Origin of the sequence: Streptomyces sp. NPDC005784 (assembly GCF_042871525.1) — a bacterium.
Classification (GTDB): Bacteria; Actinomycetota; Actinomycetes; order Streptomycetales; family Streptomycetaceae; genus Streptomyces.
The window spans coordinates 17404-30064 of record NZ_JBIAIQ010000042.1 but is presented as its reverse complement, the minus strand read 5'-3'; the positions used below and the strand labels follow the sequence as shown (position 1 = coordinate 30064).

The following is a 12661-nucleotide window of genomic DNA, read 5'->3' as shown; positions in this document are numbered from 1 at the left end:
GCTCCTCCCGCATCCCGGGCCGTGCGAACGGCTCAGGGCCGCCTCCGGGCGCCTCGGAGGGCTCGGGCTGCGGCTCGGGCGCCGCGGGCGGCTCGACGCCCTCTCGAGGCGTCCCGGGCGGCTCGGTGGGCTCCTCCCGCATCCCGGGCCGTGCGAACGGCTCAGGGCCGCCTCCGGGCGCCTCGGAGGGCTCGGGCTGCGGCTCGGGCGCCGCGGGCGGCTCGGCGCCCTCTCGAGGCGTCCCGGGCGGCTCGGTGGGCCTGTCTCGCGGCTCGGTGGGCCTCGGGGGTGCCGGGGGCGCCTCGGTCACCTCGCCGGCCGCCACTGATCGCCCGGCCGGCCCCGCGGGCCTTGCGGACGGCTCAGTGCCGCCTTCAGGCGTCCCGGCCGGCTCGGGCGGTGTCTCGGGACCTCCGGGCCTCTCGGCGCCCTCTCGGGGCCTGTCAGGCGTCTCGGCGGGGGCCTTCGACGGTTCGACGGACGGGTCGGACGGACCGGGCGGTGCCTCGACGGGGGCCGGCGCGGTCCCCGGACCACGCCCCAGCGCACGCCGACGGCCGCCGGAGGCGGCGGACGGGGGCGGGACGTTCGAGGTCATAGCCGTCGAAGGCTACCGCTACCGCCCACGCAGCCGTCGTACGAGAATGCTCGCGTCCCCGCGGGATTCCAGATCGGCGAGGACCACGGCGACCGCCTCGCGGACGATCCGCCCGCGGTCGACGGCGAGGCCGTGTTCCCCGCGGAGCACCAGGCGCGCGTGTTCGAGGTCCATCAGCTCCTCGGCGGACACGTACACGGTGATCTTCTCGTCGTGCCGCTCCCGCCCGCTGGGCCGGCGGTTCGCGCCGCGGCCCCGCTTGCGGGACGACTGCACGGACGTGGAAGGGGCGGCAGAACCTTCCTGCGCCGGCTGACGCCGCCCCGAGCGGTCCGGGGCGCCGCCCCGGCTGCGGGACTCCCCCGCGTCGGACGACTCGGCGCCGGCGGCGACATGTTCGTCGCCCTCCCCGTCACCGCCCTGGACGGGCACCGACTGGGGCGCGTCCTCCCCGACCGCCGCGTCGCTCTCGCCGGCCGGAGCCGGCACCCGGGCCTCGCCGTTGGTCCGACGGTTGGGGGAGGACGACTGGAGCGCCATGCCCCCGGTGGTACGGAACAGTTCGTCGGCCCCCGGCAGACTCACTCGGCGTGACACCGGGCGAGCACCTCCCTGGCGAGCTGGCGATAGGCGGCGGCACCGACGGAGTTGGAGGCGTACGTGGTGATCGGCTCACCGGCGACCGTGGTCTCCGGGAAGCGGACGGTCCGGCCGATCACGGTGTGGTAGACGTGATCGTCGAAGGCCTCGACGACGCGCGCGAGCACCTCACGGCTGTGCACCGTGCGGGAGTCGTACATCGTGGCGAGGATGCCGTCGAGCTCCAGATCGGGGTTGAGCCGTTCCTGGACCTTCTCGATCGTCTCGGTGAGCAGTGCGACACCGCGCAGCGCGAAGAACTCGCACTCCAGCGGCACGATCACCTTGTGGGCCGCCGTCAGGGCGTTCACGGTGAGCAGGCCGAGCGAGGGCTGACAGTCGATCACGATGTAGTCGTAGTCGGCCAGCAGCGGCTTCAGGGCGCGCTGCAGCGTGGACTCGCGGGCGACCTCGCTCACCAGCTGCACTTCGGCGGCGGACAGGTCGATGTTGCTGGGCAGCAGGTCCATGTTCGGGACCGCCGTCTTCAGGAGCACCTCGTCGGCCGCCATGCCCCGCTCCATGAGCAGGTTGTAGACGGTGAGGTCGAGCTCCATCGGGTTGACACCGAGGCCCACGGACAGCGCGCCCTGCGGGTCGAAGTCGACGAGCAGCACCCGGCGTCCGTACTCCGCGAGCGCGGCCCCCAGGTTGATGGTCGACGTGGTCTTGCCCACGCCGCCCTTCTGGTTGCACATCGCGATGATCGTCGCGGGGCCGTGACTGGTCAGCGGACCCGGGATCGGGAAGTAGGGCAGCGGGCGCCCGGTCGGGCCGATGCGCTCACGGCGCTGACGGGCCGCGTCGGGCGCGAGCGTGGCCGCGTACTCCGGATCGGGCTCGTACTCGGCGTCGGGGTCGTAGAAGTGCCCCTCGGGCAGTTCGTCGTAGTCGGCGAAGTGGGTGTGGTTCTCGCCACTTCCGTTGCCGGCCATGGCGTTCACGTGATGGCCATCCATGCTCGGGTGTGCTGTCTGAGTCATCCGGGGACTCTGATGGGCTGCGAAGGTGCGGACAGCGACGGAGCCGACAGCCTCGAGCCCCGTGGGGCTCTGGCCCCGCGCCGGCATTCCTGGTTGACCACCCCCGGGAGTAAATGTCGACTCATTCACAAGTCGTCTTACCTCCTTGGTGACCAGGAAACTTCTCGATAGGTCAGCGTGGCACCATGCCGACGGTTGGCGACTCTATGGCGTGTCACCGCTCCGCAGCAACACAATCCGCCGGACCCGACCCGATGTGTCGGCAACCGAACACCCCTCTGTCAAGGGCGTAAGGCCGTCGCACGGCAGGTTTCACCGGTGTGCGAATCGGTTGAAGAGTTACGTTCGTGGCGAGTTGAACGAGTGTCGCAAAGTGACCCGACACACACCCGGCCGGACCTTGTCGGGCAAGGTCCGGCCGGGTGCGCGGTGTTGACGACCCGTGTTGACGTATCGCCTTTTGTCGGCCCGGAGTCGGCCGCAATGTCGACTCCGGAAGCCGCCGGGAAACTCAGCCGAGCAGGCTCTCCAGCTCGACGTGCTCCAGCCCGTGGGACTCGGCGACCTCGCGGTAAACAACCTTGCCGTCATGGGTGTTGAGACCCTTGGCCAGCGCGTTGTCACGGCGCAGCGCCTCGACCCAGCCGCGGTTGGCGAGCTCGACGATGTAGGGCAGCGTGGCATTGGTCAGTGCGTACGTCGAGGTGTTGGGCACCGCGCCGGGCATGTTGGCGACGCAGTAGAAGACCGAGTTGTGGACCGGGAAGGTCGGCTCGGCGTGCGTGGTGGGACGCGAGTCCTCGAAACAGCCGCCCTGATCGATCGCGATGTCGACAAGGACACTCCCCGGCTTCATCCGGGAGACGAGCTCGTTGGTGACCAGCTTCGGCGCCTTGGCACCGGGGATCAGCACGGCACCGATCACGAGGTCGGCCTCGAGGCAGGCCTTCTCCAGCTCGAAGGAGTTGGACATGACGGCCTTGACCTTCGTGCCGAAGATCTTGTCGGCCTCACGCAGCTTGTTGATGTCGCGGTCGAGCAGCGTCACCTCGAAGCCCATGCCGATGGCGATCTGCGCGGCGTTCCAGCCGGAGACACCGCCGCCGATCACGACAGCCTTGGCCGGCAGCACGCCCGGGACACCGCCGGGCAGGACACCGCGGCCGCCGTTGGCGCGCATCAGGTGGTAGGCGCCGACCTGCGGGGCGAGCCGGCCCGCGACCTCGGACATCGGGGCGAGCAGCGGCAGCGCGCGGCTCGGCAGCTCGACGGTCTCGTACGCGATCGCCGTCGTGCCGGACTCCAGGAGGGCGTCCGTGCACTCCTTGGACGCGGCCAGGTGCAGGTAGGTGAAGAGCGTCTGGTCCTTGCGGAGGCGGTGGTACTCCTCCGCGATGGGCTCCTTGACCTTCAGCAGCAGGTCGGCGGTGGCCCAGACCTCGTCGGCGGTGGGCAGGATCTGCGCACCGGCGAAGACGTACTCCTCGTCCGTGATCGAGGAGCCGACACCGGCGTTCTGCTCGACGAAGACCTGGTGGCCGTGGCGCACGAGCTCGTGCACGCCGGCGGGGGTGATGGCCACCCGGAACTCGTTGTTCTTGACCTCGCGGGGGATGCCGACCTTCACGTCGATCACGGTCCTTGACTCAGAGGGCTCTGGGGCTATGCGTGCCGAGGCGATGCAAGCCAGGCAATGCATGTCATACCCGACGTACGGGAGCACACCGGGAGACACCACGGAAGAACGCGGCGGAGCCAGTCTAATGAAGGGGTTCTCTCTGTCTAGCCTTTCAATGCATCAATCTTTAGCGGATGCACTGCGGATTTCGTAGGCGTTAGCGTCGTGTTCCATGTCGGATGCGCTCTCCGGGAGCTCATCTCCCAGCATGCGCTCGGCCGCCGCGCGGTGCAGCCGGGCGGCCGCCGGGTCGCCGAGCCGGTCCAGGGTGTCGGCCAGCCTGAGCTGCAACGCGGCCTGCAGGCGTACGTCGTCCGCGCGGCGCGCCCACTCGACGGCCTCCTGGCAGGTGCGCAGCGACTCCTCGGGCCGTCCCGCGTACTCCTGGACGCGCGCCATCTCGCTCAACGCCCTTGCCTGGGAGGCGACATCACCGTTCTTGCGGTGCCCGGCGACCGCGGCGCGCCAGTTGACCTGCGCCTCGCCGTAGCGACCCGCGTAGGTGTGCGCGGTGGCGATGCGTCCGTACAGCCGGGCGGCGTCCACGCGCTCGTCCCGCGCGAGCCGCTGGGCGAGCGCCCTGCCGTACCAGTCGGCGGCCCGGTCGAAGTCCCCGAGCTCCTGGTGGGCACCGCCTACGGATTCCATCGCGCGGCCGGTCGCGTACGGGTCGTTCGCCTCGCGTCCGGCGTCGAGAGCGGCGCGGTAGCGGGCGAGGGCGTGGGTCCTGCGGCCGGTCTGCGCGTCCAGGTCGGCCAGATTGAGCAGGGCCGCGGCCTTTTCGCGGGGCAGGTTCCGGCGTTCGGCCACATCCAGGACGAGCCGGTGGATGCCGTACAGCTCGGACGCCGCGGCCCGGGTGCCGAAATGGACGACCATCGCCCGCACCAGGGCGGCCATCAGCCGCCGGGCGAGGGTGTCCAGCTCCCCGTCGGCGACCGCCAGCCGGGCCGAGGCGAGCAGCGCGGGCTGCCGGACGCGCAGCCAGTCCTCCGCCGCCCGGGGGCTGGAGAAGCGCAGGGCACGCGGCATTCCGGCGAGCTTCTCGCGGGCGGGCGAGCTGTCGGTCTCGGTGATTGCGCGGCAGGACACCAGGAGCCGTACGGTCCGCTCCAGCATCCGGGCGCGGGCCAGCTGCACCTCGGCGGGCCGGTCATGGCTGTCGACGAGTGCCCGGAGCAGCGGCTGGAAGCAGCCCGGGACCTCGTACTGCGGCAGCGGCGCGGGGATCGCCCGCAGCAGGCCGAGGGCGACGAATTCGTCCAGCGAGGTGTGTGCCGCCTGGACCGAGCAGCCGGCCAGCGCGGAGGCGGTGTGCGGGTCCACGAGGCCCGCGGGGGCCAGCGAGAGCAGTCGCAGTATCCGCGCCGAGGTGCTCGGCAGGGAGGCGTACGAGAGCCGGAAGACGCGGGCCTGCGGGGTGCCGTCCTCGCCCTCGGTGCGCAGTTGCTTGGCGAGGTCGGCGACGGCGGAGGCGGGGCGCGCGGCGAGCCACGCGCCGGCCAGCACCAGTGCGGTGGGCTGGCCCGCGCACAGTTCGACCAGCCCTTCGGCGGCGAGCGGGTCGACGGTGATGCGCACCGAGCCGGTGAAGTGGTCGAGGAGTTCGAGGGCGGACTTGGTGTCCAGGCCGCCGAGGGTGCAGGGGCGGACGTCCGCGATTCCGGTCAGCGGCCCGCCGGAGACGGCGATGACCAGGCAGTCCGGGGAGTCGGGCAGCAGCGCGTCGACCTGTCCGGCGTCGGCCGCGTCGTCGAGCAGGAGCACCGCCCGGCGGATGGCGAGGGCCTCGCGCAAGCGCTCGCCGAGGTCGTCGGCGTCGGCTCCGGGGGGCGTGGACAGTCCGAGGGCGGTGAGCAGTTCCCGTGCGGTGGCCTCGGTGGGCACCGGCGTGCCGTCGGGTTCGGTGAGCCGGGCGCGCAGTACGCCGTCGGGGTAACTCTCGGCGACCTGCGCGGCGAGCTGAGCGGCGAGCGCGGTGCGGCCGGAACCGGGCTTGCCCGCGATGAGCAGCACCCGCGCCCGCGGGGCCTTGCGGCCGGCGATGGTGTCGAGGCCCGCCCGCTCGATGTCCGCCCGGAGTTCCTTCAACTCTCTTGTACGGCCCAGGAACTGACTCTTCGTAGGAGCGGACCCGGCAGCCGGGCGCTGCCCCTTGGCCGACACCTTGGTGCCGCCGTCGTCCACCGCCTGATCCGCCACGGGCCACGCTCCCGTTCCACTGCACGCGCAAGCCCGCCGGGACTCCGGTTCGGGCGTTTCCAGAGCCTAGTTCACGCTCTGCGACGATCCGGGCGGAGCGCGGCGGAGACGTCCCCCGATCGGATCAGGCGATCGTAGGACCGGTGCCCCCGGACGGGTGCATACGGCCCGTCCGGGGCGGGGCAGCGGAACGGCGGCGGCGCTCCGGAACGGAACACGACCGCCGAAGGAACGTTTAGGAGAGTGGGATCAGGCCTCGAACGGGCGTGCGGGCCACGGTGCCTCGGCCGGGCGCAGGGAGTCGAGTCCGTCGCCCTGCCGTGCGGCGACGAGCGAGAGGACGCCCACGACCAGGCAGTTGTTGTGCAGATCACCGGCGAGCACACCGCCGACGAGTTCGCCGACGGGGACGCGGGCCAGCTCCATGTCGGCCTCCTCGTCCTCGACCTCGAACCGCTCGCCCTCCGCCTCGGAGAGATCGCGGGCCAGGAAGATCCGGATGGCTTCGTCACAGCCGCCGGGCGTGGTGTAGACGTCGGTCAGCACGCGCCAACTCTCCGCCTTGACGTGCGCCTCCTCGTAGAGCTCGCGCTGGGCGGCGTGCAACGGGTTCTCGCCGGGGATGTCGAGCAATCCCGCCGGGATCTCCCACAGCTTCTGGCGCACCGGGTGGCGGTACTGGCGCAGGACCAGGACACGGTCCTCGTCGTCCAGGGCGAGCACGGCCACGGAGCCCGGGTGGACCTGGTAGTCGCGGCGGGCGACCGATCCGTCGGGCATGACCACGTCGTCGGTGCGGACCGAGGTCTTGTTGCCCTTGAAGGGGGTCTCGGTCGCCCGGACCTCCCACTCCTCGGGGATGTCCTTGATCGTCATGGCCTGTCCTCCCACACGCGCAAAAAGAGTCCGGTCCGGTGACGGAACCGGGGCACGCGCCCGCGGGAACACCCGCGGACCCGCACCCCGGTCACCGTACAACCTGGTGTCGCTTGGCCCTACTTGCCCGTCTTGCGCGCCACCGCGGCCTTGACCAGGCCCGCGAAGAGCGGGTGCGGCCGGGTCGGGCGGGAGCGCAGCTCGGGGTGCGCCTGCGTCGCGACCAGGTACGGGTGGACATCGCGCGGATACTCGACGTACTCGACGAGCTTGCCGTCCGGGGAGGTGCCGGAGAACTGCAGCCCGGCCTTCTTCTCCAGCTCGGCGCGGTAGGCGTTGTTCACCTCGTAGCGGTGCCGGTGGCGCTCCTCGACGTACTCCTTGCCGTCGTACACCTCGCGCACGATCGAGCCCTCGGCGAGCTTGGCCGGATACATGCCCAGGCGCATGGTGCCGCCCATGTCGCCCTCGCCCGCCACGATGTCGAGCTGCTCGGCCATCGTGGAGATGACCGGGTGGCCGGTACCGGAGTCGAACTCGGTGGAGTTGGCGTCGGGGATGTCGGCCAGGTTCCGCGCGGCCTCGATCACGATGCACTGCAGGCCGAGGCACAGGCCGAGCAGCGGGATCTTGTTCTCGCGGGCGTACTGGATCGCACCGACCTTGCCGGACACGCCGCGGTCGCCGAAGCCGCCGGGGATGCAGATCGCGTCGACGTCGCCGAGCTGCTTGGCCGCGCCCGCGGGGGTCTTGCAGTCGTCCGAGGTGACCCACTTGATCTTGACGCGGGCCTTGTTGGCGAAACCGCCGGCGCGCAGCGCCTCGGTGACCGAGAGGTAGGCGTCGGGCAGGTCGATGTACTTGCCGACGAGCGCCATGGTGATCTCGTGGACCGGGTTGTGGACGCGGTCGAGCAGGTCGTCCCAGGTCGCCCAGTCCACGTCGCGGAACGGCAGGTCCAGCTTGCGGACGACGTAGGCGTCCAGGCCCTCGGTGTGCAGGACCTTCGGGATGTCGTAGATCGACTTGGCGTCGATCGCCGCGACCACGGCGGCCTCGTCGACGTCGCACATCAGCGAGATCTTGCGCTTGATGGCAGTGGGCACCTCGCGGTCGGCCCGCAGCACGATCGCGTCCGGCTGAATACCGATGTTGCGCAGCGCCGCGACCGAGTGCTGCGTCGGCTTGGTCTTCAGCTCGCCGGACGGGCCGATGTACGGGAGGAGCGAGATGTGCACGACGAACACGTTGTCGCGGCCGACCTCGTGACGGACCTGGCGGACCGTCTCCAGGAAGGGCAGCGACTCGATGTCGCCGACCGTGCCGCCGACCTCGGTGATGACGACGTCGACGTCGTCGGTGGCCATGCGGCGGATGCGGTGCTTGATCTCGTTGGTGATGTGCGGGATGACCTGCACGGTGTCACCGAGGTACTCGCCGCGCCGCTCCTTGGCGATGACGGTGGAGTACACCTGGCCGGTGGTGACGTTGGCCGAGCCGTCCAGGTCCACGTCGAGGAAGCGCTCGTAGTGACCGATGTCCAGGTCCGTCTCGGCGCCGTCGTTGGTGACGAACACCTCGCCGTGCTGGAAGGGGTTCATGGTGCCCGGGTCGACGTTCAGGTACGGGTCGAGCTTCTGCATCGTGACCCGCAGACCCCGCGCCTTGAGCAGCGCGCCCAGGCTGGAGGCGGTCAGTCCCTTGCCGAGGGAGGAGGCGACACCCCCGGTGACGAAGATGTGCTTGGTCGTCGTGGCTGTGCTGTTTCGAAAAGCACTGGGCGGCATGGCCAAGAGGGGGCTCCCGTGGTCGCGGTCTGGAGTGCGTGCCGGCGTGGGGCCCGGAGATTTCCGGGGGTGCCGTCGCTGCGGTTCGGGGGTTTCTTGCCCACCCGTCCACGGGCTACCAGGGTATCAGCGACCGGACGAGGCCGCTTCCGGCCACGCTCCGCGCACACCTGGGCACACACCTCGCACACCGCTCACTCGATCGGCTCAGCCGGGTTGACCGGAGCGGCACGCGGATCTTCCACGTGCGTCGTATCCTGCTCGGACACTCGCTGCCGAGCCTGTCCGGCACACGGCACCATCCCGCACGTAACCGGAACAAAGAGGGCCTGTCAGTTCGTTTCGAGACGACAATCGCATCGCCCATCGCACCGACAACTGACGTTTCGCAGCGACGCACGACGGACGTCCCCCATCATCGACGTTCCGCAGGTATCGACCGTTCCATTGCCTACTGTTCCGCAATACCTACGTTCCCTTTGACCGCAAGAGCGACCGCCCCGCGAAGGGGCGACGTGGCCGTTCGACTGGAGATGCACGTGGCCGGGCGCATCGAGGACTACGCACTCATCGGAGACATGCAGACAGCAGCGCTGGTCTGCCGGGACGGCACAGTCGACTGGCTGTGCCTGCCCCGCTTCGACTCCCATGCCATCTTCGCGGGACTGCTCGGCACGGAGGAACACGGATTCTGGCGGCTCGGACCCGCGCACGCGGCCGACGCCCAGCCCCCCACCGCGAGCCGCCGCCGGTACCGCGGCGACTCGCTGATCCTCGAATCCGAGTGGGACACACCGCGCGGCACGGTCCGGGTGACCGATTTCATGCCCCCGCGTGACGGCGCGCCGCAGCTGATCCGGATCGTCGAGGGCGTCACGGGCCGGGTGCCGATGCGCTCCGCGCTGCGGATGCGTTTCTCGTACGGCCGGGTGGTGCCCTGGGTGCACCGGCACGAGGGGCGCACGGTCGCCGTGGCCGGACCGGACTCGGTCTGGTTCGACACGGCCTGTGAGACGTACGGCAAGGATCTGACCACGTACGCCGACTTCACGGTGGCGCCGGGCGACCGGGTCGCCTTCACGATCTCGTGGGAGCCCTCGCACAAGCAGCCGCCCGCGCTGCCCGAGCCGGAGCAGTCCCTGGAGGCGACCGAGGAGTTCTGGCGCGACTGGGTCGACCAGTGCACGTACCACGGCCCCTACCGCGAGGCCGTCGTCCGCTCCCTGATCACGCTGAAGGCCCTGACGTACGCGCCCACGGGCGGCATCGTGGCCGCGCCCACCACCTCCCTCCCGGAGGAGATCGGCGGCGTACGCAACTGGGACTACCGCTACACGTGGCTGCGCGACGCGGCCATCACCCTCTCCTCGCTGCTGCGCACCGGCTACCGCGAGGAGGCCCGCGCCTGGCGCGAGTGGCTGCTGCGCGCGGTCGCGGGCGACCCGGAGAACCTCCAGATCATGTACGGCATCGCGGGCGAACGGGAGTTGGGCGAGGCAGAGCTCGACTGGCTTCCCGGATACGAGGGTTCGACGCCCGTACGCGTAGGGAACGGAGCGGCGCACCAGCTCCAGCTCGACGTCTACGGCGAGGTCACCGAGGCCCTGCACCTGGCCCATATGACGGGCCTGTCCCGCAACGACTACGCCTCGCTGCTCCAGTTGAAGCTGATCCGCTACCTGGAGACCCACTGGGACCAGCCGGACGAGGGAATCTGGGAAGTCCGGGGCCCGCGACGGCACTTCGTGCACTCCAAGGTGATGGCCTGGGTCGCCGTCGACCGCACCATCAAGCTCATCGAGTCCGGGGACGCGGACGGCCCGCTGGAGAAGTGGCGCGAAATGCGTGACGACATCCACCGGGACGTGTGCGAGAAGGGCTACGACAAGGACCGGAACACGTTCACGCAGTCGTACGGCTCGAAGGAACTCGACGCCTCGCTGCTGCTCATCCCGCAGATGGGCTTCCTGCCGCCCGACGACAAGCGGGTGATCGGCACCATCGAGGCGATCCAGCGCGAGCTGTCCACCTCCGACGGCTTCATCCTGCGCTATCCGACCTCCGGCGAGAACGCGGGCGTGGACGGCCTCGAGGGCGACGAGGGCGCCTTCCTCGCCTGCTCGTTCTGGATGGCGGACGACCTCGCGATGATCGGCCGGGTCGACGAGGCCCGCAAGCTCTTCGAGCGCCTGCTGGCCCTGCGCAACGACCTCGGGCTGCTGGCCGAGGAATGGGACCCGCGCCTGCAGCGTCAGGTCGGGAACTTTCCGCAGGCCTTCAGCCACGTTCCGCTGATCGACACGGCCCTGCGGCTCACGGCGAGCGGCGCGTACGGCGGCTGAGCCCGTCCGGATCGGGCGTACCGGAGCGGACAGCCCCGGCGCGCCCGATCCGCCGCACCCGCCTAGCCTGGAAGAAGTCCTGTCCCCTCGTGGAAGGGGGCGGCTGACATGGCTCCCCTTTCGAAGGCGGGCGCGGCACTGGCCGCGCTCCGCGCCGATCTCTCCGGTGACGTGGTCGCCCCGGACGATCCGGGGTACGACGAAGCCCGGACGATCTTCAACGCGATGATCGACCGGCGGCCCGCCGTGATCGCGCTGTGCGAGGGCGAGGCCGACGTGACGCGCGCGGTGCGCTTCGCGCGGGAGCTGGATCTGCCGATCGCGGTGCGTGGCGGCGGCCACAGCGTCTCGGGCATGTCGCTCAACGACGGCGGTCTGGTCATCGACCTCAGCCGCATGCACGCGGTCACCGTCCACCCCGGGTCCGAGACGGTACGGGTCGAGGGCGGAGCCGTCATGAGCCATCTCGACCGGGCCGCCCAGCCGTACGGCCTCGCGACCACCGGCGGCCGTGTCTCGACGACCGGCGTCGGCGGGTTCGTCCTCGGCGGCGGCAACGGCTGGCTGGACCGGTCGTTCGGCCTCGCCGTCGACAATCTGCTCGGCGTCGAGCTGGTGACCGCCGACGGTTCGCAGGTACGCGCCACCGACCAGGAGAACCAGGAGCTGTTCTGGGCCCTGCACGGCGGCGGCGGGAACTTCGGCGTCGCCACCGCGCTGACCCTCAAACTGCACCCGCTGCCCGAGTTCTCCATCGCCTTGGTGATGTTCGAGGCGGACGCCGGCCCCGAGGTGGTCCGCGTCTTCCGCGAGATCATCGAGAACGGGCCGTCGGAGGCGAGCGGCGGCGTCATCTATCTGACCGGCCCGCCCGAGGAGTTCATGCCCGAGCACCTGGTCGGCAAGCGGCTGTGCGGCGCGCTGGTCGCGTACGCGGGCGGCGAGGAGGACATGCGCAAGGTCGCCCAGCCGCTGCTGGCGCTGCCGCACGAGGTCGAGATCGTCACCGCCCTGCCCTACGCCGACTTCCAGTGCATGCTCGACGACCCGCCCGGCATGCGGAACTACTGGTCGGCGGAGTACCTGACCGGCGCCCCCGACGACTTCGTGGACGTCTACTGCGCCCTCGGCGACGCCATGCCCGTCCCGACCGGCAACCAGCACGCGCTGTTGCCGCAGGGCGGCGCCATCGCCACCGGACCGTCCCGGTTCCCGGTCCCCTACCGCGACTCGCCCTGGGCCGTGCACCCCTTCGGGATCTGGGAGGACCCCGCCGACGACGAACGGTGCATCGAGTGGGTCAGGAAGGTCCGCGAGGACGTCCGACCGTGGAGCACCGGAGCGGTCTATCTGAACTTCATCGGGGACGAGGGCACGGACCGTGTGACGGCCGGCCTCGGCGCCGAGAACCTCCGGCGGCTGGCCGCGGTGAAGGCCGAGTACGACCCGGACAACGTCTTCCGCTTCAACCACAACATCGCCCCGGTACCGGTCGCCTGACCGGGGCGCTCCCCGGCACTCCGGCCTTCGCCGTGCCTGCCGGGGCGCCTCCCGCG

At 70.7% G+C, this 12661-nt stretch carries 8 protein-coding genes; 2 read left to right on the top strand and 6 right to left on the bottom strand.

Going from position 1 to position 12661, the window contains the following annotated elements; genetic code table 11:
* Positions 1-616: 616 nt before the first annotated feature.
* The 6 genes from ACFYR3_RS38465 to ACFYR3_RS38440 form a co-directional block, all read right to left on the bottom strand.
* Positions 617-1195 (bottom strand): hypothetical protein, encoded by a 579-nt coding sequence (locus ACFYR3_RS38465; protein ID WP_356786071.1) that lies wholly within the window; start codon positions 1193-1195, stop codon positions 617-619.
* Positions 1180-2307, bottom strand: a complete 1128-nt coding sequence (locus ACFYR3_RS38460; protein ID WP_328556353.1) for a ParA family protein — start codon at positions 2305-2307, stop codon at positions 1180-1182. The genes ACFYR3_RS38465 and ACFYR3_RS38460 overlap by 16 nt, the downstream gene beginning before the upstream one ends.
* Before the next feature lie 424 nt (positions 2308-2731).
* Positions 2732-3847, bottom strand: a complete 1116-nt coding sequence (gene ald / locus ACFYR3_RS38455) for an alanine dehydrogenase (protein ID WP_355853655.1) — start codon at positions 3845-3847, stop codon at positions 2732-2734.
* 171 nt (positions 3848-4018) lie between these two features.
* A complete protein-coding gene (locus ACFYR3_RS38450; protein ID WP_355853614.1) occupies positions 4019-6100 on the bottom strand; it encodes a tetratricopeptide repeat protein in 2082 nt (693 codons plus the stop codon).
* A gap of 249 nt (positions 6101-6349) precedes the next feature.
* Positions 6350-6976, bottom strand: coding sequence for an NUDIX hydrolase (locus ACFYR3_RS38445; RefSeq protein WP_355853617.1), 627 nt, complete (start codon positions 6974-6976; stop codon positions 6350-6352).
* A 119-nt stretch (positions 6977-7095) separates the two neighbouring features.
* Complete coding sequence (locus ACFYR3_RS38440) at positions 7096-8763, bottom strand: CTP synthase (RefSeq protein WP_328556349.1); 1668 nt, start codon at positions 8761-8763, stop codon at positions 7096-7098.
* 533 nt (positions 8764-9296) lie between these two features.
* Here ACFYR3_RS38440 and ACFYR3_RS38435 point away from each other — a divergent pair.
* Both ACFYR3_RS38435 and ACFYR3_RS38430 read left to right on the top strand, forming a co-directional pair.
* A complete protein-coding gene (locus tag ACFYR3_RS38435; RefSeq protein ID WP_355853659.1) occupies positions 9297-11105 on the top strand; it encodes a glycoside hydrolase family 15 protein in 1809 nt (602 codons plus the stop codon).
* Positions 11106-11213: 108 nt separating this feature from the next.
* A complete protein-coding gene (locus ACFYR3_RS38430; RefSeq protein ID WP_355853619.1) occupies positions 11214-12605 on the top strand; it encodes an FAD-binding oxidoreductase in 1392 nt (463 codons plus the stop codon).
* The last annotated feature ends 56 nt before the right edge of the window (positions 12606-12661 follow it).